Raw genomic sequence first — 22082 nt, 5'->3', positions numbered from 1 at the left:
GCTGCGGCCCGGTCCGCCCGGCTCCGCCGCAAAACTTCCCCGACATCCCGCCTCAGTCCGCGGTGGAGTACCCCCGCCATCCCACCCCGGCCCGGCACGAAGCCGCACCGACACCCCTGCGCGGCCAAGCCCGGCCCACCACAGAACCGCACCGCCACCCCGCCCCAGCCCCCCGAGAAGCGCCCCCCGCATCCCGCCCCACCCCGCCGGGAAACCACCCCCGCGTCCGACTCGCTTGGGTTCAAACCGCACTATCGGGCGGTGTCTCGGGGCACTATGAAGCACGTGGCAGCCGCGGACAGGGGGAGCGTTCGAGGTGGCGGTTCGGGCCGGGTCGGCGGTGCCGTCCGCGCGGTGGGGCGTGCCCTGCACTTCCCGGTGACCGGTACCGCGCGCGGGATCCGGAAGGCCACGCACGCCCATGGCGCGGGCGAGTCGGGGCTGGGCAAACTGATCGAGCTGCACGCGGTGAACGGCGCCGGCGATGTCATGATCACCCTCGCGCTGGCCTCGACCGTGTTCTTCTCCGTGCCGACCGACGAGGCGCGCGGACGCGTCGCGCTCTATCTCGCCATCACCATGGCCCCCTTCACCGTCCTCGCCCCCGTCATCGGGCCGCTCCTCGACCGGCTGCCGCACGGGCGGCGGGCCGCGATGGCCGCGGCGATGCTGGCCCGGGCGCTGCTCGCGCTGATCATCTCGGGGGCCGTGGCCAGCGGGAGTCTGCAGCTGTATCCCGCCGCGCTGGGGGTGCTCGTGGCCTCCAAGGCGTACGGGGTGGTCCGCAGCGCCGTCGTGCCTCGGCTGCTGCCGCCCGCCTTCTCGCTCGTGAAGGCCAACTCCCGGGTCACCCTCGCCGGCCTCCTGGCCACCGGCGTGGCCGCGCCGATCGGGGCGGGGCTGCATGCCATCGGGGACGCCTGGCCGCTGTACGGCGCCTTCGTGATCTTCGTTGCAGGGACGTTCCTGTCGTTCTCCCTGCCGCCCAAGGTGGACTCCGCCAAGGGCGAGGACGTGGCCCTGCTCGCCGCCGACGAGGAGCACCTGCACGGGCCGCACCGCAAGCAGACCATCAAGCGACGGCCGGGGCTGCGCACGGTCGGGCCCGCCGTCACCCATGCCCTCGCCGCCAACGCCTCGCTGCGCTGCCTGTCCGGCTTCCTGATCTTCTTCCTCGCGTTCCTGCTGCGCGAGCAGCCGCTGACCGGGGAGAGCGCGGCGGTCTCGCTGGGGATCGTGGGCGTCGCGGCGGGGGCGGGGAACGCGCTGGGTACGGCTGTGGGGGCCTGGCTGAGGTCCAGGGCCCCGGAGATCATCATCGTGACCGTCGTGGCCGTGGTGCTGGGGACGGCGATCGTGGCCGCCCTGTTCTTCGGGGCCTTCCTGGTGGCCTGCCTGGCGGCCGTCGCCGGGTTCGCGCAGGCGCTGGCCAAGCTCTCCCTGGACGCGCTGATCCAGCGGGACGTGCCCGAGCTGGTGCGGACGTCGGCGTTCGCGCGGTCGGAGACCCTGCTCCAGGTGGCCTGGGTCTTCGGCGGCGCCATCGGCATCGTGATGCCCCTCAACGGCACCCTCGGCCTCATGGTCGCCGCCGCCATCGTGGCCGTCGGCTGGCTGGCCACGCTGCGCGGACTGCTCTCCTCGGCACGCCACGGAAGCAGGCCGCGGGCGCGAGTGGCGTAACGAACCGGGCACGCCGCACCCCACATGGGCGGTGAGCTCCGGGTGCCCGATAGCCTTCGGCCATGACCACCCTGCAATCCGTTGTGCGACGCCGCCGCGCCGTCGCCGCCGCCGGCGCCGTTTCCGCCGGACTGCTCGTCCTGTCCGCCTGCGAGAAGCCGACTCCCGTCGCGACGGTCACCGTAGGCCGGGACTCGGTCAACTCCGAGGCCCTCTGCTACAACGACGGCAATTCCCTGGACGCCAAGTCGCTGGCGAAGTGCGCCAAGAAGGCCGGCGACATCGAATCGATCAAGGTGGACCCGGACCAGACCGTCCGCTTCGGCGTCGACCCGAAGATCGCGGACGCCGGCTGGATCCTCCTGGTGAACGGCCGCCAGTTCACCGACGTGAGCAAGAAGACCTACACCACCATCCCGGGCAGCGCGTTCTTCAACGCCCAGTACGGCACCCAGGGCACCAGCAACACCGTCTCCATCCAGATGGGCCAGCAGCCGGCCAAGGGCCTGTGGTCCTTCAAGCTGAAGAAGGCCTGACCACGCCCTCCGTACGCGTCCTCGTAGCCACCGCGGTCCCGGCCGAACGGGAAGCGGTGGCCCGGGCGTTCCCGGAGGCGGGCGCACAGGTACGGCTGCCGGGGGTCTCCCTCGTCCGGACCGGTGCCGGGCACGACCTGCTGGCCGGCGGTGTCGGGCCCGCCCTCGCCGCCGCCTCCACCGCCACCGCGCTCACCGCCGCCGCCCTCGACGGCAGCCCCTACGGGCTCGTCGTCTCGGCCGGGATCGGCGGTGGTTTCCTGCCCGATGCCCCGGTCGGCTCGCTCGTCGTCGCCGACGCGATCACCGTGGCCGATCTGGGCGCCGAGACCGCCGACGGCTTCCTCCCGGTCACCGAGCTGGGCTTCGGGACCGTCACCCACCGGCCGCCGCCCTCGCTCGTGCGAGGCGTGTCCGCGGCCACCGGCGCCCGTCCCGGCACCGTCCTCACCGTCTCCACCGTCACCGGCACCGCCGCCCGCGCCGCGGAACTGCGCTCCCGCCACCCGCAGGCCCTCGCCGAGGGCATGGAGGGGTTCGGCGTCGCCGAGGCGGCCGCCGCGCACGGGGTGCCCGTGCTGGAGATCCGGGCGGTGTCCAACCCGGTCGGCCCGCGCGACCGCGCCGCCTGGCGCATCGGCGACGCCCTCGCCGCCCTCACCGAGGGCTTCGGGAAGCTCGCGCCCGCATTGGAGAGTTGGAACCCGCATGACCAGTGATGCGATGCAGATCGCGTACTCGCCCTGTCCGAACGACACCTTCGTCTTCGACGCCCTCGCCCACGGCCGCGTCCCCGGCGCCCCCGCGCTGGACGTGACCTTCGCCGACATCGACATCACCAACGGCATGGCCGAGCGCGGCGAGTTCGACGTACTGAAGGTGTCGTACGCCGTGCTGCCCTACGTCCTGGACGAGTACGCGCTGCTGCCCTGCGGCGGTGCGCTGGGGCGGGGCTGCGGGCCGCTGGTGCTGACCCGGGAGGCGGGAAGCGACCTGACGGGCCGTACGGTGGCGGTGCCGAGCGAGAAGTCGACCGCCTACCTGCTGTTCCGGCTCTGGGCGGCGGACACACTGCCGGAAGGGGTCGGCGAGATCGTCGTCCTGCCGTTCCACGAGATCATGCCGGCCGTGCGGGACGGCAAGGTGGACGCCGGGCTCGTCATCCACGAGGCACGCTTCACGTACCGGAACTACGGGCTGCACAAGCTCGCCGACATGGGCGAGCACTGGGAGCGCAGCACCGGGCTGCCGATCCCGCTCGGCGCGATCATCGCCAAGCGGTCGCTGGGGGCCGAGACCCTCGGCCGGCTCGCCGACTCCATCAAGGCGTCCGTCCGGGCCGCCTGGGACGACCCCGAGGCCTCCCGGCCGTACGTGATGGAGCACGCCCAGGAGATGGACCCGGCCGTCGCCGACCAGCACATCGGGCTGTACGTCAACGAGTTCACCGCCGACCTCGGCGAGGACGGCTACGCGGCGATCCGCGGGCTGCTCACCCGCGCGGCGGCCGAGGGGCTGCTGCCGCCCCTCGGTCCGGATGCGCTCGCTTTCCCCTGAGGGTCACACGTCCAACTGGTCGGCGACCGCGCGCAGGAGGCCGGCGATCTTCTTTCCGGCGGCCTTCTCCGGGTAGCGGCCCCTCTCCAGCTGCGGCGTGATGTTCTCGAGGAGGGTCGTCAGGTCCTGCACGATCGAGGCCAGCTCGTCCGGCTTCTTGCGCTGCGCGGCCGCGACGGACGGCGTCGGGTCGAGCACGGTCACGGAGAGTGCCTGGTCACCGCGCTGGCCGGCGACGACGCCGAACTCCACGCGCTGTCCCGGCTTGAGTGCGTCGACCCCGTCGGGGAGAACCGAGGAATGGACGAAGACGTCACCGCCGTCGTCGCGGGAGAGAAAGCCGAAGCCCTTCTCGCTGTTGAACCACTTGACCTTGCCGGTAGGCACGTCTGTCCTCGTCCTCGTACTTGTCGGGAAAACTACTTCGGAAACGGCTCTGGATAGCACTAGAGCGGGTCGACCATGACCCGCCGACACCAAGGCTAATGGTCTTCGGGCGGGTGACAAGACGTCCCCCGGTTGTTCTCTTGCGCTGGGAACTACCCTGGTCCGGTGCGTGACAAAACCCAAGCGAATTCCGCCGAGCCCGGTGACCGACTGATCCGTGCCGGTGCCGTGGTGTTCTTCATCGGGGCCGTGGCCACCCTTGTCACGGTGGCCCCGCTGTTCCTCGGTGCGAAGCCTTTTCCGACGTACATGTTCGGACTGAGCATGTTCATGGCCGTCGGCTTCCTGGTGGCGGGGGCCGGTGTGCTGCGTTCCGTCGCCGCCGGGCGGCGTCAGGCGCGGGGCGCCTCGCGGTAGGCGGCCAGCCAGGCGGGGAAGGCGGACAGGTCGTCGAGCACGACGTCCGCCCCCGCGGCGCGCAGTTCGTCGCCGTCGCACGGTCCGGTGACCACGGCGACGGACAACGCGCCCGCCGTACGGGCCCCGCGGACGTCTCCGACGTGGTCACCGACGTACACGGCCGCGCCGTACTCGCGCAGGGCCGCCGCCTTCCGCTCGGCCCACAGGTCGCCCACGAGCACGTCGGGTGCTATGCCCAGGTGGTCCAGGTGCAGCTTGGCGTTCGGCTGGTACTTCGCCGTGACCACCATCGTCCGGCCGCCGGCGGCCCGCACCGCGTCCATCGCCTCCCGGGCGCCCGCCATCGCGGGTGTCGCGGCGATGGCGATGGCGGGGTACATCTCGCGGTACAGATCGGCCATGGCGGCGACCTCCTGCGCGGGGAACCAGTTGACCAGCTCCTCCGCGAGCGGCGGCCCCAGCCGGGTCACCGCCAGATCGGCGTCGATGAACGTCCCGGTCCGCTCCGCCAGCGCCCGGTAGCAGGCGTGGATGCCCGGCCGGGAGTCGATGAGCGTCATGTCGAGGTCGAAGCCGACGGTGAGGGCGGGGGCCTGGGTGACGGTCATGGGGGTCATTCTGCCGGGTGCCGATGACAGCGGGTCCGCAGGACCAGGGGTTTCGTCCGGATCAGGCCGACCCCGGGCTGATCCGGACGAAACCCCCCAGCTAGCGCCTTCTCTGTGACCGCCAGACCAGGAACAGGGCGGAGGCGACCGCCGCGCCGCGCACCACCCAGGGCCAGGTCTGGGCCACGGCGTCGTTCATGTGGCCCTGGTCGACGGGAGCACCCCAGCGGCCGGTGTCACGGCCCCACAGCCAGAGCAGCCCGGACGCGAGGGCCAGGCCGGGGGCGCCCAGTACGGCCCACTTGGTCTCCGCGGGGGTGAGGCGGCGGGAGCCGTAGGCGATCAGCCAGCCGAGCAGCAGCGCGAACCAGTTGCCGAGCACGGCTCCGGCGACCAGCGCGGCGGCGGCCAGCAGGAGGAGGGGGTTGCTCCAGCCGGCGGCGGGGCCCGGGAGCAGGCGGCGGGTGGCCGCCACGGGCGCGGGTGCCCTGCGGGCGAACAGCCGGCGGCGCGGGGCGGCCGCCTGTTCCGCCGCCTCCGGCGGCTCTTCCTGCCGGGGCTCCGGCTCCTTCTCCTCCGTCTCCTTCTGCGGGCGTCTGAGCAGGTCGGGGATCTCCACCCCGCCCACGAACCCCGGGACGACGTCACCGGCGGGCGTACCGAACGGGCTGCCCTCCACCCGCCACCAGTCGGGGTTCGTCGCGCTGTCCCCCAGCTCGTCCGGAGCGGCGAGATGGGGCGGGGACGGGGCGTCGCGCGGCTCCGGCTTCGGTTCCGGCCCGGCGGCCCGCGGCCGGGGCACGACCCTGCGCAGCCCCCTGGGCCGTTCCTTGGGCTCCGGCTCCCGCTGTACGGGCACGGCGGCGGGCGCCGACCGCGGCGCCCCCGCGCTGCCGCCCGCGGCCTCGACGACCTCGTCCGGGGTGCCCAGCCCCTCCAGGATGCGCCGCACGGCGGCGGGGCTGTCCACCGCCGCCCTGGCCCGGTGCCGGTCGATCTCGTTGCGCAGCTCGGACACCAGCCGCATCCGCGCGGACGACGGCAACTGCCGCTGCTGAGCGATGTCTCCGACGCGGCTCAGATACTCGTAGACGACCTGATCGCTTTCGATCCCCACGGAAACCCCTCGGAAACCCCTTTGGGGCAACGGCGATGACACCCCGTTGGACGACGGTACCGCGTGGGGACGGGTGTCCGACGCCATGACCTCTCATCCTGAGCGTGACCTGCTCACCGGCCACCGCGGCTGCGAAGCGGAGAGAGGAGACCTGTCTTGACGACCAGCCGGAGAGCGCGCCGCGTCGTGCCGGCCCTGCTGGCCGCGCTCGCGCTGAGCGTGGGCGTGGGCCTGCCGCAGGCGACCGGGGCGACCGCTCGGCCCGGGGCGGAGAGGAAGCCGGTCCCGGCGACCCACACGGTTCACCTGTCCAAACCGAAGTTGGTCACCCCGATCGGCAATGCCATGCCGAAGGTCCTGAAGAGTCGGGGCCCCCTGCCCACCATTCCCCGCAAGAAGCTCGCCGAGCTGAAGGCCGAAGCCGCGAAGCACCCGGCGAAGCACGGGCCCGGGCAGACCGGCGGGAACAGGGCCGAGATGCCGGCAGCGCCGCCGAGCCAGGGCAGCTTCGAGGGACTCGGCGAGCCCTGCTGCATCCGGCCGCCTGACACGCATGGCGCCGTCGGCCTCGGCCACTTCGTCCAGGTCGTGAACGGCACCGGCTTCGGCGTCTTTCGGAAGTCGGACGGCGCCCTGTTGAAGAAGGTGTCGTTCGCGAGCTTCTTCAAGTACACCGCACAGACGATCTTCGATCCACGCATCGTCTACGACAAGAAGTCGAACCGCTGGGTCATCTCGGCCGCTGCGTTCCCGGAGAACTCCACGGTCCAGAAGGTGTTCTTCGCGGTGTCCACCACCTCGGACCCCACCGGCTCGTTCTTCGTCTACACGTTCGACCCGCCGGAGAGCTCGGGTGAGTTCTACGACTTCCCGCAGCTGGGGCTCAGCCAGGACGCCGTGATCGTCACGGCCAACGTCTTCGACTCCGCGGAGAACTACGTCCGCAGCCGCGCGTTCGGCCTGGCCAAGGCCGACCTGTACAACGGCCGCCTCACGAACTACCCGTACTTCAGCCTCGGCAAGCCGGGCACGGTCGCGCCTCCCGTCGTGGAGGACAACAGCACCAACGCCTTCCTGGTGGCGGCCGGCATCTCGAACCAGCTGAGCCTGTTCCGCGCCACCAACCTGGGCCACAGCAACGCCACCATCGTGCAGCAGGCCGGCGTACCGGTGGCTGCCTACACGGTGCCGCCGAACGCCCGCCAGCCCGGCACGAACAACCTGCTGGACAGCGCGGACGCCCGGTTCCAGAACGCGAGCTCGCAGATCGGCAACCAGCTGCTCAACGTCCACACCGTCAATTCCGGCGGGTTCCCGCGCCCCAAGTGGTACCAGATCAACACCAGCACCAGCACGGTGCCCTCCGGCCGGTCCGGTTTCGTCTACGAGTCCGGCACCTCGGACGACTTCAACCCATCGGTGGCCGGCTCCTCCGCGGGCGGCACCACGACCAACCCGATCGGCCGGATGTTCTTCACCTGGACCTCGACCAACGTCAACACCGGTGTCAGCCACCAGGTGCGGGTGAAGAGCGGCGGCCGCCTCGCCACCGACCCGGCTGACGTCGTCGGCGGCAACACCCACAGCACGGCCTCGACGTTCTACGACCCGTCGAGCGACACCGTGGAGCGCTGGGGCGACTACTCCGCCGTCACCATCGACCCGTCCTCGACCAGCACCTGCCCCGCCGGCAACCGTGCCTACGTCGTGAACGAGCGCCAGATCAGCACCACCTCATGGGGCTCGCGCATCGGCAAGCTCGGCTTCTGCAGCTAGTCGGCAGGACCGAACACCGCTGACACATCCCAGGGCGGAGGGGGTGGCCACCGTGCCACCCCCTCCGCCCTTTCGCGCTGTCCGGGCCTGCTCCCCGCTGCCTACAGTGGAAACGTGCTCCCGCGACGCCGCCGCACCGGCCGGCGGCCGCCGGCCGGCCTGCTCCTCGCGCTCGTGGCGCTGACCGTGCCGGTGGCGCTCGCCGCGTGCTCCGAAGCGGCCCCGAACGGGTCGGGCGGCGCCCCGGCCGACGCCCGGTCCGGGGTGACGGGCGTCGTCGTCCTGTGGCCGACCTGTCCCGTGGCGGGCGCTCCCGAGAGCCGGGACTGCAGCAGACCCGCCGAGGCGAGGGTGCGGGTGCGGGACCGGTCCTCGGACACCGAGGTGGCGGCCGTCCGCACCGGGCCGGACGGCCGGTTCCGGGTGCCGCTGCGGGCCGGCGCGTACGAGGTGCGGGCCCGGACCGCGGGCACCGCGCACTGCGCCCCGGTGGAGGTCACCGTCCGCCCCGGCACGTACGCGGAGATCACGATCAGGTGCGACACGGGTCTGCGCTCACCGCGTAACGGCGGACCTCGTCCTGCACCGCTGCGTCCGGCCGCCCTCCGGGTACCGTGGGCGGGATGAGCGCCCACACGCCCCCGTCGGCTCCACGCTCCCTCGCGGAAGCGCTCCGCGCGCGCGACGAGGCTTCCCTGGCCGCGCTCCTGCGCAGCCGGCCCGATCTCATCACGCCGGTTCCCACCGACCTCACACAGCTCGCCACCCGCGCCGGCACCCGTGCCTCGGTCCTGCGTGCCCTGGAGCGGCTGGACCGGTTCGCGCTGCAGACCGCCGAGGCCCTGGCCGTGGCCCCGGAACCGGCGTCGTACGAGATTCTGCTCGGCCTGATGGCCGGGTACGCCCGGGACGAGACCGTCGCCGCCGCGCTGCCGCGCGCGGTGGCCACCCTGCGCGAACAGGCCCTGGTGTGGGGCGACGACGAACGGCTGCGGCTGGTGCGGACCGCACGGGAACTGCTCGCGCCGTCCGCGCAGCACCCCTCCCCGACCGGTCTCGGCCCGAGCGTGCAGGAGGCCACCGCGGGCATGTCCCCGGGGCGTATCCAGGAGATCGTCGGCGCCGCCGGGCTGGCCTCGACGCACGACTCGGTCTCCGCCGTGGGCGCGCTCACCGCCCTGTTCACCCACCGCAAGAAGATGGCCGCCCTGCTCGCGAAGGCCCCGGAGGCCGCCCGCGAGGTGCTGTCCCGGCTGGTGTGGGGGCCACCGTACGGGCAGGTCACCGCCGACCCGGCCGCCCATCTGCGCTGGCTGCTGGACCGCGGCCTGCTGCTGCCCACCGCGCCCGGCACGGTCGTCCTGCCCCGCGAGGTCGCCCTGCATCTGCGCGAGGGCCGTGCGCACCGGACACCCGAACCGCTGCCGCCCGCCGTCGAGCCGGCCGCGACCCACGGTCCGCAGATCGTGGACGCCACCGCGGCCGGGCAGGCGTACACCGCGCTGGCCACCGTCGAGGAGCTGCTGAAGGACTGGGACGAGGGCGGCCCGGCCGTGCTGCGGGCCGGCGGGCTGAGCGTGCGGGACCTGAAGCGGACCGCCGTCGCCCTCGACGTGCCCGAGCCGGTCGCCGCCTTCTGGGTCGAGCTGGCGTACGCGGCCGGCCTGCTCGCCTCCGACGGCGAGGCCGACGAGCGGTACGCGGCCACCCCCGCCTACGACGAGTGGCTGGAGCGGCCGCCCGCCGAGCGCTGGGCCCGGCTCGCCGAGGCCTGGCTGCTGGCCACCCGGACGTCGGGGCTGGTCGGCGGGCGGGACGCGAAGGACCGTACGTTGTCCGCGCTGGGGCCGGGGCTCGACCGGTCCGCCGCGCCGGAGGTACGGCAGCGGGTGCTGACCCTGCTGGCCGGACTTCCGCAGGGCGCCGCCCCGAGCGCCGAGTCGGTGCTGGCCCGGCTGCTCTGGGAGCGGCCGCTGCGCGGCCCCCAGCGTGACGGCGGCACCGACGACCTGCGCTCCCGGCTCGCCCGCTGGACCCTCTCGGAGGCGGAGCTGCTCGGTGTCACCGGGCGCGGGGCGCTGTCGTCGCAGGGGCGGGCGCTGCTCGGCGCACCGGCGGCCGCGCACCCCTCGGCCGCAGCGGAACCCTCCGGGCCCGGCGACAAGCTCCCCGTCCACCACCGTCCGGGCGCCCTGCCCGAACCCCTCTCCCCGACCGAGCAGACGGTCGCCACGGCCGCCGCGGCCCAGCTCCTCGCACCTCTGCTGCCCGAACCGCTGGACCACGTCCTGCTCCAGGCGGACCTCACGGCGGTCGCCCCCGGCCCGCTCCGGCGTCCGCTCGCCGACATGCTCGGGATCCTCGCGGACGTCGAGTCCAAGGGCGGTGCGACCGTCTACCGCTTCACGCCGGCCTCGGTCCGCCGCGCCCTGGACGCCGGCCGGGCCGCCGCCGACCTGCACGCCTTCCTCACCGCGCACTCCCGTACGCCGGTCCCGCAGCCGCTGGCCTATCTGATCGACGACGTGGCACGCAAGCACGGCCATCTGCGGGTGGGCGCGGCCTCGGCGTACGTCCGCTGCGACGACGACGCCCTGCTGAACGAGATCCTCGCCGACAAGCGGGCGGCCGCCCTGCGCCTGCGCCGCCTGGCCCCGACCGTCCTGGCCGCCCCGACGGACCCGGCCACACTGCTGGAGGGCCTGCGCGCGATGGGCTACGCGCCCGCCGCCGAGTCCGCCGAGGGCGACGTCCTGATCACGCGCGCCAACGCCCACCGCACCCCGCCGCGCACCGCGCCCGAGCCGGTGCCGGACGGACCGCCGCCGCCCGACGCCACGCTGCTGGCGGCCGCGATCCGCGCGATCCGGGCGGGCGACCTGGCCGCCACCGCCCCGCGCAAGCCGTCGGGCGGCGCGCCCACGGGCGGTGAGCTGCCCCGCACCAGCTCCGCCGAGACCCTGGCCACCATGCAGGCCGCCGTCCTGACCGGCGAGTCCCTGTGGATCGGCTACGTCAACGCCGAGGGCACCGCCAGCCAGCGCGTGATCGCCCCGATCCGGGTGGAGGGCGGTTTCGTGACGGCGTACGACCACACGGCCGACGAGGTGCGGACCTATCCGCTGCACCGGGTCACGGGGGTCGCGGAGCTGGCGGAGGACTAGGGGGTTTCATCCGGATCAGGGCGGACCCGGGCTGATCCAAACGAAACCCCCTGGACGCGGCCCCGGTCAGCAGTCCTTGACCGGTGCGTCCGCGGGCAGGCCGAAGTGCTTGCGGGCGGCGGCCTCCAGGCCGGCGGACCCACCCGTGCCGTCGGGGCCGGGCTCGTGGAAGAAACTGAAGTGGTCCTCCACCCACTGCTCGTTGCCCTCGCCGTCCGGCCCCTCCTCCCGCGACGTCACGCGGAAGCCGCCGGGCGCGCCCGCGTCCCGCTTCAGGCGCAGCACCTGCGGGATGTCGTCTCCGGAGCAGTCCAGCAGTGCGCCGTTGCGTACCCCGAACTCCATGCACAACGTGCTCACACCGGCCCGGACGACGCCGTCGTGCTCGTCGAGGTCCCGTGCCTCGGCCCGGCAGAACCACTGCGCCCGCAGACCGGGCTGCGTCTCCCCGTACCCGCTGCCCTTGGAGTCCGCCACCAGCCGGGCCTCGATCACCGGCCGCACCTCGCCCCACAGGTGCTGATCGACGCCCGGCGGCCACACCGCCCACGCCCCTGCCGCCACCAGCACCGCCGTGGCCCCCAGGCCGGTCACCCACCTGCGTACCGACATCGCGCCCCGTTCCTCCCCGGACCACGCCCGGTGCCGGTCCCGCGGTAGGAGACCCGTGCCGGTGGCCCATGGTTGCGGCGTCCCGCCGCGATCATCCGCTGATAGGGCACACTGGACGTTTGGCCGCGCAGAAGGGAAGTGCGTAGGTGAACGGACCGCTAATCGTCCATACGATCAGGTGTGATGCGCACACTAACGGATAGGTCCGAGCTGTGGAGTGGTCTACCTGGTTGGCCCGTTGAGACGACTTAGGGCTGCGAGTGTGGTGGTGGGAATGGATGCGGCAGGGCCACGTCGAGTCGCGCTACCAGACGGCGGCGCCCCGAGGCGGACGCCGGGGAACTCGCGAGCCGATTCGTCTCCGTGTACGTACAGCTTGACCACCGCGCGTGACCTCGCGCAGGTTGACGCCTGCTGTGGCGGTTCCCATGCTGGAGACGGGGCCGGTGGAAGGGGCCGTGGTCGTGAGCGGTGGGCAGAGTGGACTTCCTCGGCTGCTGACCGCAGCGGAGACGGCGGCGCCGGTGGACGCCGTCGCGGTGGTCGCTGAGGACCTGCGGCGGCGGTTCGAGGCCACGAAGGTGTCCTTCCTCATCGTGGACCTGACGGGGAGGGCGGTGGCGCGCCTGACCACTGCCCCCGGTGCGGAGGGTGGGCGAGAGGCGGAGCGGATTCCCATGTCCGGCAGCGTCTATGAGCAGGTGATCCGCACCCAGCGGCTGTTCCAGGAGGCAACCGGCGAGGGACAGCGGGTGATCGTGCCGGTCACCAACCGGGGGGACGCCATCGGACTGCTGGAACTGCTCCTGCCCGCCAGCCCCGGCGACGACATCCTTGACGAGGTCGGTGAAGCCGCCCACATCCTGGCCTACGTCGTGATCGCCAACGGACGCTTCACCGACCTCTACACCTGGGGCAAACGCTCCAGGCCTCCCACGCTGGCAGCCGAAATCCAGTACCAGCTCCTTCCCCCGTCACTGTCGTGCGAGGCTGCTCAGTTCACCTTGTGCGGGAGCTTGGAGCCCTCGGAAGACCTCAGCGGCGACACCTTCGACTACTCGCTGGACCGCGACACCCTGCACGTGTCGGTGACCGACCCCATGGGCCACGACATCGATTCCGCCCTGGCCGCCACCGTACTGGTGAGCGCCCTGCGCGGCGCCCGCCGGGCAGGAGCCGGCCTCGCCGAGCAGGCCCACCGGGCCGACCAGGCCCTGGCCGACCACGGCCGCGGCCACGCCACCGGGCAACTGCTACGCATCAACCTCCACACCGGTCGCGCCCAACTCGTCAACGCCGGCCACCCCTGGCCACTGCGCATACGCGACGGGACTGCCGAAGCGATCACCTGCAAGGTGGACCATCCCTTCGGGCTGGCCGTGTCCGCGCCCCAGCCCTACCGTGTCCAGGACCTCGACCTGCGCCCCGGTGACCGTCTGCTCATCGTGACCGACGGCATGCTCGAACGTCATGGGGAGACGGTCGACCTGCTCGCCCTGCTGAAGCGCACCCGGGACCTGCACCCGCGGGAAGCGGCGCTGACGCTGACGTCCGCGGTCCGCGACGCAGCCGGGGGCCAGCTCGCAGATGATGCCACCGTGATGTGCCTGGACTGGCACGGCCCCCAGGAGACCCTGCGGCACGTCAGCTCCGGCGCGGACACTCAGCAGGCTTCGGCCGGCCGCACGAAGGAGTAGCCGTAACCAGGACGCCGTCCTGGACGGTCCCACAAGGCCAGTGCGTGGCTCTCGCGCCTCACCCCTTCGCGCGCAAGCCTGAGTTCTCCTATTGCTGAGGGGCTGTAGGCAGCTCCGGCGACCCGCCGGCTGAGACATCACGAGGTGTCTGGAGAAACGCAGCTCTACGCCACGAAGGCCCCTCTGTCCGTAAAGCTGGTGTCGCGGGTCCGATCAGCCGAGGTAGGGCCGCTCACGGTGTTCCAAGAAGTGGCGGATCCGGAGCCGCTGCGTGTGGTGCATCGGCAGTTGATCGATCTCGCCCGGGTGCACGAACCGCAGCTCCGTGGACTCGTCCGAGATCGCGAGCCGGCCCCCGACCACACGGGCGGTGAAGCAGACGTTGAACTGTCTGCGCACCTCACCGTCCGAGTAGGCGATGATGTGGCGAGGGTCGGTGTACGTGCCCACCAGGCCGGTGATCTCTACGTCCAGACCGGTTTCTTCCTTCACTTCGCGGACGGCCGTTCCTGGGAGTGAGTCGGTCATCTCCATGCCGCCACCAGGTAGCGCCCACAGATCGTTATCCCTGCGACGCTGAAGGAGTATGCGCCCTTCGTCGTCGGTGACCACGGCGGACGCGGCAACCACCAGGCTGTTCGGCTCCGGTGCCGCTGGGTCGTCGTAGTACTCGGTTCGCGCCATGGTCACCCTTCTCGTACCGGCGTCGCGGTTTCCCACACCGCGTCGAAGCTGCTGGCGTAGGTGTCGAACATGCCGCCCTTGCCGCTGCGCCGGAGATGCCACACGGGAGCACCGTAGGCGTTCACGCCCCAGACATGGGCATTGACCAGTGCCTGGTCATCCGCACGATAGATCGAGTTGTAGAGCGTGGTGGCATGGGTCCGCACCTCGATGCCAGGTACCCCGGCAAGGGGGCGGTAGTGCATCAGGGCGAGTCGGCAACGAGACTCGATACCGTGGCCGAACCTCTCCTCCTGGCCGCGCTGTTGGACATTCGTACTGTCCGGGTCGCCGATCGCGATACGGACCGCACACCCGCCGTCCGCTCGCTCTCGCAACAAGTCGTTGAGCCGCGGGTACGCCTCGTGCAGGAAGACGGCGGCGTACACCAGCACGTCGATGTGCTCGCGCGCCTGGGTCAGCATGTCCACGAAGGTGGACAGGGGGATGTCCGCCCGCTGGTCGTAGAGGGCCACAAGTTCCGGGCTGACAGCGCGGGCAGGGCGTGCCTGCCGGAGCGCGGGCCATAGAGCGTGCACGTCTTCTCCTAGTATTTCCGCTGCCAACATGGCCGTGGCGCGGCGCGGCGTACGCCCTAGATTGACCCATCGTTCAACGGACTTGGGGTCGACTTCGACCTTGTCCGCAAGGGCGGCGTACGTCCAGCCGCCGGCCGCCATGGCAGCACGTAACCTCTCGTTCGGCATCCCAATCTCTCCTAACAGCCGGGGACGGCACTAGGGACGTTCTACCCGACGCGGGACGTCCCGAAGTGGGGTTTGTCGGAGGTTCCGACGTCCTGATGAGCGGCAGGATGCTCGTCCGCATGGCGAGCAACCAGCAGACCAGACCAGGCATCGGTGAACTGGCGAAGGACACTGCCAGTGGACGTATCGGCGTCGTCATGGGCGAGGTCGGCGCCCGGGTGCAGATAAGGCCCGTCGGCGGCGGCGTCGAGTGGGATGCTCTGCCGGACAACGTGGTGGCCCCGACCACGCGGGAAGAACTGAGCGCCCGCCTAGCCATCAAGAACGGCAACAGCCGGGACGGCCTGTGATGCGCGCCATCGGTCGGTATGCCGGGGTCCTGTTCATCATCATGAGCAGCGGATCGTGTGGCCTGGTGATCGGCATGGCCCTCGGCACCGGCCAGTAGACCGGCCGCCCCGAATGGAGTGCCACCTTCCCTGGCTCCCCCTGCCCCGTTCGGGTCGGCCTTCCAACCCCCGTTCGCCATAGGCCGTGCCTCGGCGACCGATGCGGGAGCAAGTGCCAGAGCACAGCGACACTCAAGGAGTATTCGCATGACGGCAACGGCCAACGACCAGAAGACCGGTCGCGCGGTGGCTGGTGAGGAGCTGTTCGACAGCCTCACCCACTTCGTGATCCTCCACAACGGGCAGTCCCGCGAACGGGCCGAGCGGATCGCGGACCAGGCGGTGGCCTTCGTGGTCACCGCCGCGACCGCGACCGTCCCCATGGTCCCGTCCGACGACGTGGACCTCGGTCTGCACGCGCTCATCCTGCACACGAAGGAGTACACCGCGCTCTGCGACCGGTACGCCGGCCGCTTCCTCCACCACAACCCCATGCCGGGCGGAGGGCCCCGCGACCCGAAGAAGGTCGCCGCGTCCACACACGCGATGAAGGCGGCCGGGTTCATGGTCTTCGACGACCTCTGGACCGTGGACGGCACGAACCTCGCGCAGTGCGACTCGGACTGCGGCCGTCCGTACGGTCAGGCGTAGCGACACGAACCCAGCGGCGCGGCTGGCCTCGATACGGGGTCGGCCGCGCCGTCCGGAAGGAGAACAGACGTTGTCCGGGACACCCCCTGAACTGCCGATCGTCGTGCTCGATGCGCTCATGCCCACCACTCAGCGCCTGGTCCTCAATCGTCGGGGCTCCATGGTCTGGGAGGTCGAGAGCCATCGGGGCCACTACGCCGTGAAGGTCGGCTATCCCATCGAGGCAACGGCTGACTGGCCTGCCCAACCGTGGACGGCGCTCGCACCCGCACGTGAAGGCGCCGTGCTGTACCGCCTCGGGTTCCATGACTTCGCGTACGGCGAGTGGGAGGGCGGTACCTGGAACTTCCAACCTTGGCGGGAAGGACCGGACCTCTACCAGCTGTGGGAGCCTTGCCGTAAGCCGGAATCGCGCATCGATCCGCACACCAGCGTGGCCCTGGGCTGCGTAGAGGCCCTGGCCGAACTGCACGCCAAAGGATGGGCGCACGGTGACGTGCAGCCCGCGCACTTCATCATCGGGCCCGAACGGACGCACCTCATCGATCTGGCCTTGGCGCGCGGCGGTCGTGTGCCCGAGGGGTACGACTTCCCGTTCCGCGGCTGCCTCGTCCACTACGAAGCCCCAGAGATCGCGCGCAGCGTGCTCGAAACCGGAGAGGCTGAGCCCACCCAGGAAGCCGACATCTATGCGCTCGGCGCGTCACTGCTCATCTCCGCCACGGGCTGGCGGGCGGTCGAGTACCCGGACGACGCACCGCGCCCTGCGCAGCGAAGGGCCGTGGCAGACGGCAAGCGTCGGCCCGTCAAAGTGCGGGGCGAGCTGGGCGAACTGATCGAGGCCATGCTCAGCCATGCTCCCGAAGACAGGCCAACTATCTACGAGGTGGGCAAGGCCCTGAGCTGAAGCCGAAGCGCCGGCGGATACCGAAGGCGCAACTCACTGCGAAGACCAACAGACAGAGACCGGACCACCCCTCAGCCTGGACAGCGTGCCGGGTGGTCCGGTCGCGGAAGCCCTGATCAGGACCCCGGTGCCGATGGTACCGGGGTGGTCGGCGTGCCCGAACGCGGGTGCGGCTGCAACCCGGCACCCCCGAAGCGAAGTTGGAGAGGGTCCCCGTTGCAGTCCGGTTGGCCGCATCCCAGTTCTGACCTGCACCACCGAAAGTCAGCCACGGCGGCGGGTTCGCCGAACGAGCACCCGTCACGTGTGTCTCCAGTAACCCCCCGCCGGCCTCAGCCACGCTTCTTCTACTCGTCACGGCCCTCGCCCCGGTCCCGACCTGGGCGTTGTCGACGTGAATGCCTCACACATTGGCTTGCCGGCTGTGCAGTCCGGCGGCTGCGTAGTGCGGACTGGTCGGGTGGCTGGGTTTCGCTCGGCCGTTGTCGGCCTGGTCCTGGTGCTCGGACTGGTCGGGTTGCTTCGCGGTCTGGCTGTCCACCTTGGCGTTGCTGCGCGCTGAGCGGGTGGGGGCCGACGGAGCGGTGGCGGAGACAAGGAGCGGCGGCGGCCCTTGGCCGCCAGCGCGCGCGGACCGCCGTAGGCGGGCCGCCTTGATCCAGTAAAGAAACTCTGAACAGCTCCGGCGCTCTGGGCCCGTGGCCGGTCATGCGCCCATGCGTTGCCCTCGCCTTCCCAATCCGCTCTGCGCCTCCGCAACCACTATGGATATATATGGGCGCATTGCCGACTATTTGCTCCGGCAGTCGGCGAACTTTATCCACAGCTAAATCAGTCCAGGGTTGGAGCTGTGGAAAAACGCACGGCAAATCGCCCGCGCCGTTACCTATCCGTGATCTTTGGACTGTCACACCCGGGCGGATTTTTGTACCTGGTAGCAGGTGAGGGCCAGAAATCGGCGGCGTCCGCGAGCGCGGGAGAAGGAATGGGCGGAATCCTGCACGAGAGAAGCATCGGAGTGGCGAGGGTCACATTCGCTCGAGGTCACACCAGACCCGAAAAGCGAACCTCTATAGGCACCCCTCGACGTGAGGGGCGGAACATAGCCGACGATCACCGGTTAGCCAAACCGGCGATTCTCCGGACCATTGATGTTCCTCGGCGAACGAAGGGAGATGTGTGGTGTCGGCCGCAAAGCGTGGGGGCGGCGTGATGTCCGTTCGGATTCAAGCGGAGCGCTCCGCATGCAATCCGGCCTCTCCACCTCGCCGTGGGCCTGGATCTCTCGGTTCGCTCTGTTCGCAGAGTGGGCGCCAGTTGGCCATGCCTCCCGCCATGCGGGCCGCGCAGAAAGGTTCTTGCCCGCTGGACGGGAGCGTGAGGCCGGGGCCTTCGAACGTGTCCGGCCGGAGCGGTAGACCTGACTCAACAGGCGCGATGACCGTTGGTTGGTCTGCGCGGGCAAGCCCGGATTCGGCTGGCTCTGGGCGGCTCGACGGGATGCAGGGAAATGGCACGGAAGCAAGACGGGGAGCGGAAAATGACCGAGCATGAAATAGCCGTGCTGGATGCGGAGTTGACCGACGTATGCGCGGCGGTTGCCCGGTTGGATGCGATGGTGCAGCGGTTGGCGACGGCTATTTCCGCTGCTGCGCCTCCACGATCTCCAGAAGCCGAGTCACCGTGTTCTCAAGCCGCTTGATGTCGGCCTTCATGGCCTTCATGTCCTCAGCGAGTGATTCCGCACTGGGGCCGGGAGTGTCGTCGGCTGTTTCGAGCCGATCCTCTCGGCCCTGCTCGCCGGGGACTGCTGCGGCCGGCGCAGTGGTGGCGCTGTTGCGAACGAAACTGCCCCGGCCCTGGACGCTGTAGATCAGCCCCTCGCTTTTGAGGAGCCGTAGCGCGTTCTGCACGGTGCTGCTCGCAATGCCGTACCGGTCCTGGAGGGCGCGGGCAGAGGGCAGCTTGTCACCGGGCTTCAGCCGGCCAGTGCTGATCTCTCTGCGCAGGACCTCGGCGGCCTGGACGTACGGCGGCCGGGAGTCGTCTTCGAGCGACAGTGTCATGCCCGCAGGATACGGCGCTTACCCCACACGCGATACACCCGCTCACCCTTGTGTGGCGTATGTAGCGGGACAGCCGGTGTGCGGGTGTTGCGGGTGTAGCGGGTGTTGTGGTTATGTAGTGGTGCGGCCGGATCCACCGGCCCGAATCGAAAGGACGTGCCCCCATGGCTCGTATCCTTGTTGGCCTGCTCCCGTCGGCGTCGTTCATGGTCGGCAACATGGCCGTGCCGAAGTACGCGGACGCCGAGAAGACGCAGTTCGCCGTGGACCGTGAGACCGGCGCGAAGCTGTTCACGATCACCCTCTTCTTCATGGAGGAGGACCGCGCAGAGGCCATGAAGATCACCGTTCCGGAGACCGGTCTGCCCAACGGCCTCAAGCCGGGTGTGCCGGTCATGCCGGTGGAGCTGTTCGCCACCCCGTGGGCCCGGATCTTCAACGGGTCGCTCTCGGACGGCATCGCGTACCGCGCGGACCGTCTCGACCTGGTCGGCGGCTCGGCCGCGGCCGTTGAGACGGCGTGAGCGGCACCGATTTCTCCCGCACCGGCCGCGACACCCGGCTTCACAGTGTCGCGGCGGTGTGGGAGAGGGCGGGCTTTCCACCCGCCTCGGCTCTTCGTCATGCGGAGATCTGCCTGTCGCTCGTCGGTCACGACGACAGGGTTCGTCTCGTCGCGGCGATGTGGGCGAACCACGGCTTTCCGCCTGCTGACGCGGTCCAGCGCGCGGAAATCTGCCTGATCCTCGCTGCGCCGACACCCGCCGACCGCACCCGAAACCGGAATCGAAAGAAGGAAGCGAAGTGAGCGTGAACGACGTGAGTGAGGTGATGGGCTACGCCCCGGTTCTGATCGGGGTGGGCCTGGCGGGTCTCGCCGTGTGGGCGCTGGCGTGGGTGGTCCGCTACCTGCGGGCCGATGCCATGACGCGGCAGTCCATCCGGCAGGCCGTGCGGGTGCGGCGGACCTGGAAGCGGCTCGCGCAGATGCTGAAGCTGTGCGCCATCGACAAGATGCCGACCGCGCTGGCTTCCCTGTCGAACGCGGACGGCAAGCCCGTCAAGCCCCGCGTCCTGGTCCCCACGCTGAAGGTGACGCATGACGCGTACGGGGTGATCGCACGGGCGGGCTGCCTGCCGGGGGTCGGCCTGGAGCAGTACCAGAAGGCTGCCCCGCATCTGGCGGACGCCTGGCGGTGCACGCGCGTGGCGGTCACGCAGGATGAGCCGGGCTCGGTCGTCATCCGGGGTGTGCGGCTCGATCCGCTGAAGTTCCCCACCGAGCACCGTCCCACGGGCAAGGTGCCGGAGAAGATCGCCCGGTTGGATCTGGGCGTGGACGAGTACGCCCAGCCGGTGTCCGTCGACCTTCGGCACGTGACCGGTATGGGCGTGGCCGGCCTGCCCGGCAAGGGCAAGACGTCGCTGATCAACAGGCTTCTGTCCGACTGGGCGCCCGCGCCGTGGGTTCAGTTCGCCTGCGCGGACGGGAAGGTGTCCGCCGCGTTCGAGGGTGACTATGCCGACTGGGTACGGCGCATGTTCGCCTTCGTGGGCGATGATCTCGAAGAGGCCAACAAGCTGTTTAGGCGGCTGGTGGACCTGCGGCGGGTGCGCTCGACCCTGGTGCGCGATGTGCTCGGGGTGAAGTCCATCTGGGACGTGGACCCGTCCGAGAAGTGGCCGCTGGTCGTGCTGATCATCGATGAGGCGCACACCTACTTCCGCGACCACAAGGGAAGCGACCCCAAGACGAAGAGGCTGGCCGCGCTCGCTGCCGAGAACGCCCGGCTCGTGGAAGACCTGGTCAAGAAGGGCCGTTCGGTGGGCATGCTCGTCATCCTCGCCACGCAGAAGAGCACGGGCGACGCCATCCCGACCTTCATCCGCGACGTGTGCCCCATCGGCCTGAGCTTCGCGCAGAAGACCGCCGAAGCCGCCGTTGCGGCCCTCGGGGAGGACATCCGGGACTGGCCGGACGCCAACCCGATCAACCTTCAGGACCCGGCCTACGTCGGCGTGGCCTCGATGAACCACCAGTCACAGCCCGGCTTCACCCGCATCCGCACCCCGTACGTGCCGGACGAGTGGGCGGCCGAGATCGCGCACAAGACCGCGCACCTGACCGCCAACCCGGCCGACCTGCTCCCCGCCGTCGACCTCACCAAGATCGACCCGGACGACGACGGTTCCACGCCGATCGCGGCCTGACCGCCCGGCGGCCAACGCCCCATCACCTGTGAGAGGAGGTGAAACCCTATGTCTGAGGACCGGATCACTCAGCGCACCGTGACCGTGGTCATGGGCATCATCGCCCTCCTGGCGTTCGTCTTCTCCTTCGGCAACGTCTGGGCCCTGGCCCTGCGTCTGGGCGTCCCCGCCCCCATCGCGCCCCTGATCGCCCCCATGGTCGACCTGTCTGTTGTCGGGCTCCTGGTCGCCCTGCGCTACCTGTCCCTGCGGGGCGTCCCGCCGGAGCAGATGAAGGCGGCCACCCGCCTCATGCACGTCTCCGGCCTGCTCACCCTGGCCCTCAACATCGCCGAACCCATCACCGCCGCGCACTACGGCCGCGCCGCCGTGGACGCCGTGGCCCCGCTGCTGCTCCTCGGCTGGGGAGCGGTCGGCCCTCAGCTCCTGCGTTCCTTCCACGCGGTCACCAGCGAAGCAACCGCCTCGGCCCCGGTGGACGAGACGGAAACGGCACAAGAGCCTGCCCCGGCCCCCGCCCAGCCCGCGCCCGTTGCTGCGTCCACCGCGCCCGTCACACCGGAACCGACCCCGGCCCCGGCCCCGATCGCTCCGGCCCTCACCGCGCCTGCGGTCAAGGTCCCCGAGCCGCTGCTGACCGAAGCACGCTCCATCGCCGCGTCCCATCACGCCGAGCACGGAGAAACGATTTCTCCGGCCCAGCTCAAGAGGCGACTCGGCATCGGCCTGCCCATGGCTACGGCCCTTCACGCCGCTCTGTAGAGCCGCGTTCTCCCCGCCGGCCTTCCGGCACAACCCACCTCGCCCGTCCCTGGGCCCGACTCGCCATGCCTGCGGGCAGCAGCCCGAGCGCACTGAATCGCTGCTGCCC

23 protein-coding genes are annotated in these 22082 nt (G+C 70.8%); 16 read left to right on the top strand and 7 right to left on the bottom strand.

All coding sequences use genetic code 11. From position 1 onward, the window contains the following. Positions 1 to 276: 276 nt before the first annotated feature. The 4 genes from FB157_RS04305 (at position 277) to FB157_RS04290 (ending at position 3776) form a co-directional block, all read left to right on the top strand. Positions 277 to 1683 carry an MFS transporter gene (locus tag FB157_RS04305; RefSeq protein WP_145876099.1) on the top strand — a complete coding sequence of 469 codons (1407 nt, stop codon included), beginning with the start codon at positions 277 to 279 and terminating at the stop codon, positions 1681 to 1683. 62 nt (positions 1684 to 1745) lie between these two features. After that, the gene (locus FB157_RS04300; RefSeq protein WP_145876097.1) at positions 1746 to 2219 is read left to right on the top strand and encodes a DUF2771 domain-containing protein; all 474 of its coding nucleotides are present in this window, start codon (positions 1746 to 1748) and stop codon (positions 2217 to 2219) included. Continuing rightward, complete coding sequence (locus tag FB157_RS04295; RefSeq protein ID WP_145876095.1) at positions 2192 to 2938, top strand: futalosine hydrolase; 747 nt, start codon at positions 2192 to 2194, stop codon at positions 2936 to 2938. Before FB157_RS04300 ends, FB157_RS04295 begins: the two co-directional genes overlap by 28 nt. After that, positions 2928 to 3776 carry a 1,4-dihydroxy-6-naphthoate synthase gene (locus FB157_RS04290; RefSeq protein WP_145876094.1) on the top strand — a complete coding sequence of 283 codons (849 nt, stop codon included), beginning with the start codon at positions 2928 to 2930 and terminating at the stop codon, positions 3774 to 3776. The genes FB157_RS04295 and FB157_RS04290 overlap by 11 nt, the downstream gene beginning before the upstream one ends. A gap of 3 nt (positions 3777 to 3779) precedes the next feature. On the opposite strand, the gene FB157_RS49375 is transcribed toward FB157_RS04290, so the two are convergent. After that, positions 3780 to 4163 carry a cold-shock protein gene (locus FB157_RS49375; RefSeq protein WP_145876092.1) on the bottom strand — a complete coding sequence of 128 codons (384 nt, stop codon included), beginning with the start codon at positions 4161 to 4163 and terminating at the stop codon, positions 3780 to 3782. A 165-nt stretch (positions 4164 to 4328) separates the two neighbouring features. Between FB157_RS49375 and FB157_RS04280 the strand changes: the two genes are divergently transcribed. Beyond that, positions 4329 to 4580 carry a hypothetical protein gene (locus FB157_RS04280; protein WP_145876090.1) on the top strand — a complete coding sequence of 84 codons (252 nt, stop codon included), beginning with the start codon at positions 4329 to 4331 and terminating at the stop codon, positions 4578 to 4580. On the opposite strand, the gene FB157_RS04275 is transcribed toward FB157_RS04280, so the two are convergent. Together FB157_RS04275 and FB157_RS04270 are read right to left on the bottom strand one after the other, a co-directional pair. After that, positions 4556 to 5191: an HAD family hydrolase gene (locus tag FB157_RS04275; protein WP_392282618.1), complete on the bottom strand. Its 636-nt coding sequence runs from the start codon at positions 5189 to 5191 to the stop codon at positions 4556 to 4558. The two genes, FB157_RS04280 and FB157_RS04275, sit on opposite strands and share 25 nt — an antisense overlap. Positions 5192 to 5291: 100 nt before the next feature. Further along, positions 5292 to 6308, bottom strand: a complete 1017-nt coding sequence (locus tag FB157_RS04270; RefSeq protein ID WP_145876086.1) for a hypothetical protein — start codon at positions 6306 to 6308, stop codon at positions 5292 to 5294. A gap of 156 nt (positions 6309 to 6464) precedes the next feature. On the opposite strand from FB157_RS04270, the gene FB157_RS04265 reads away from it, so the two are divergent. The 3 genes from FB157_RS04265 (at position 6465) to FB157_RS04255 (ending at position 11248) form a co-directional block, all read left to right on the top strand. Continuing rightward, positions 6465 to 8084, top strand: a complete 1620-nt coding sequence (locus tag FB157_RS04265; RefSeq protein WP_145876084.1) for a hypothetical protein — start codon at positions 6465 to 6467, stop codon at positions 8082 to 8084. 114 nt (positions 8085 to 8198) lie between these two features. Beyond that, positions 8199 to 8711: a carboxypeptidase-like regulatory domain-containing protein gene (locus tag FB157_RS04260; RefSeq protein ID WP_186581341.1), complete on the top strand. Its 513-nt coding sequence runs from the start codon at positions 8199 to 8201 to the stop codon at positions 8709 to 8711. Next, complete coding sequence (locus tag FB157_RS04255) at positions 8708 to 11248, top strand: helicase C-terminal domain-containing protein (RefSeq protein ID WP_145876081.1); 2541 nt, start codon at positions 8708 to 8710, stop codon at positions 11246 to 11248. Before FB157_RS04260 ends, FB157_RS04255 begins: the two co-directional genes overlap by 4 nt. A gap of 66 nt (positions 11249 to 11314) precedes the next feature. On the opposite strand, the gene FB157_RS04250 is transcribed toward FB157_RS04255, so the two are convergent. Next, complete coding sequence (locus tag FB157_RS04250) at positions 11315 to 11860, bottom strand: hypothetical protein (protein WP_145876079.1); 546 nt, start codon at positions 11858 to 11860, stop codon at positions 11315 to 11317. 524 nt (positions 11861 to 12384) lie between these two features. Here FB157_RS04250 and FB157_RS04245 point away from each other — a divergent pair. Next, positions 12385 to 13557: a PP2C family protein-serine/threonine phosphatase gene (locus FB157_RS04245; RefSeq protein WP_186581370.1), complete on the top strand. Its 1173-nt coding sequence runs from the start codon at positions 12385 to 12387 to the stop codon at positions 13555 to 13557. 213 nt (positions 13558 to 13770) lie between these two features. Here FB157_RS04245 and FB157_RS04240 read toward each other — a convergent pair whose 3' ends face one another. Both FB157_RS04240 and FB157_RS04235 read right to left on the bottom strand, forming a co-directional pair. Continuing rightward, positions 13771 to 14241 (bottom strand): NUDIX domain-containing protein, encoded by a 471-nt coding sequence (locus FB157_RS04240; RefSeq protein WP_145876076.1) that lies wholly within the window; start codon positions 14239 to 14241, stop codon positions 13771 to 13773. 2 nt (positions 14242 to 14243) lie between these two features. After that, positions 14244 to 14987, bottom strand: a complete 744-nt coding sequence (locus FB157_RS04235) for a helix-turn-helix domain-containing protein (RefSeq protein ID WP_145876074.1) — start codon at positions 14985 to 14987, stop codon at positions 14244 to 14246. Positions 14988 to 15094: 107 nt separating this feature from the next. Here FB157_RS04235 and FB157_RS04230 point away from each other — a divergent pair, with 107 nt between their 5' ends. The 3 genes from FB157_RS04230 (at position 15095) to FB157_RS04220 (ending at position 16934) form a co-directional block, all read left to right on the top strand. Beyond that, complete coding sequence (locus tag FB157_RS04230; protein ID WP_085570348.1) at positions 15095 to 15337, top strand: hypothetical protein; 243 nt, start codon at positions 15095 to 15097, stop codon at positions 15335 to 15337. 246 nt (positions 15338 to 15583) lie between these two features. Beyond that, complete coding sequence (locus FB157_RS04225; RefSeq protein ID WP_145876072.1) at positions 15584 to 16027, top strand: hypothetical protein; 444 nt, start codon at positions 15584 to 15586, stop codon at positions 16025 to 16027. A gap of 70 nt (positions 16028 to 16097) precedes the next feature. Further along, positions 16098 to 16934 carry a protein kinase domain-containing protein gene (locus tag FB157_RS04220; protein WP_145876070.1) on the top strand — a complete coding sequence of 279 codons (837 nt, stop codon included), beginning with the start codon at positions 16098 to 16100 and terminating at the stop codon, positions 16932 to 16934. Between the two features lie 1637 nt (positions 16935 to 18571). On the opposite strand, the gene FB157_RS04215 is transcribed toward FB157_RS04220, so the two are convergent. Continuing rightward, on the bottom strand, positions 18572 to 19000 hold the full coding sequence (locus FB157_RS04215; RefSeq protein WP_145876068.1) for a GntR family transcriptional regulator: 429 nt from the start codon (positions 18998 to 19000) through the stop codon (positions 18572 to 18574). 164 nt (positions 19001 to 19164) lie between these two features. Here FB157_RS04215 and FB157_RS04210 point away from each other — a divergent pair, with 164 nt between their 5' ends. From FB157_RS04210 to FB157_RS04195, 4 genes are read left to right on the top strand one after another with little or no spacing between them, the layout of a single operon-like run. Further along, a complete protein-coding gene (locus FB157_RS04210) occupies positions 19165 to 19524 on the top strand; it encodes a hypothetical protein (protein ID WP_145876067.1) in 360 nt (119 codons plus the stop codon). After that, complete coding sequence (locus tag FB157_RS04205) at positions 19521 to 19808, top strand: hypothetical protein (protein ID WP_145876065.1); 288 nt, start codon at positions 19521 to 19523, stop codon at positions 19806 to 19808. Before FB157_RS04210 ends, FB157_RS04205 begins: the two co-directional genes overlap by 4 nt. Then, entirely contained in the window at positions 19805 to 21211 is a 1407-nt protein-coding gene (locus tag FB157_RS04200; protein ID WP_315903806.1) for an FtsK/SpoIIIE domain-containing protein, read from the top strand. The genes FB157_RS04205 and FB157_RS04200 overlap by 4 nt, the downstream gene beginning before the upstream one ends. A 48-nt stretch (positions 21212 to 21259) precedes the next feature. Further along, positions 21260 to 21973, top strand: a complete 714-nt coding sequence (locus FB157_RS04195; protein WP_145876063.1) for a DUF2637 domain-containing protein — start codon at positions 21260 to 21262, stop codon at positions 21971 to 21973. The last annotated feature ends 109 nt before the right edge of the window (positions 21974 to 22082 follow it).

The sequence above is a fragment of the Streptomyces sp. BK340 genome, assembly GCF_007827595.1.
Classification (GTDB): domain Bacteria; phylum Actinomycetota; class Actinomycetes; order Streptomycetales; family Streptomycetaceae; genus Streptomyces.
This window is presented reverse-complemented; position numbering and strand designations above follow the sequence as displayed.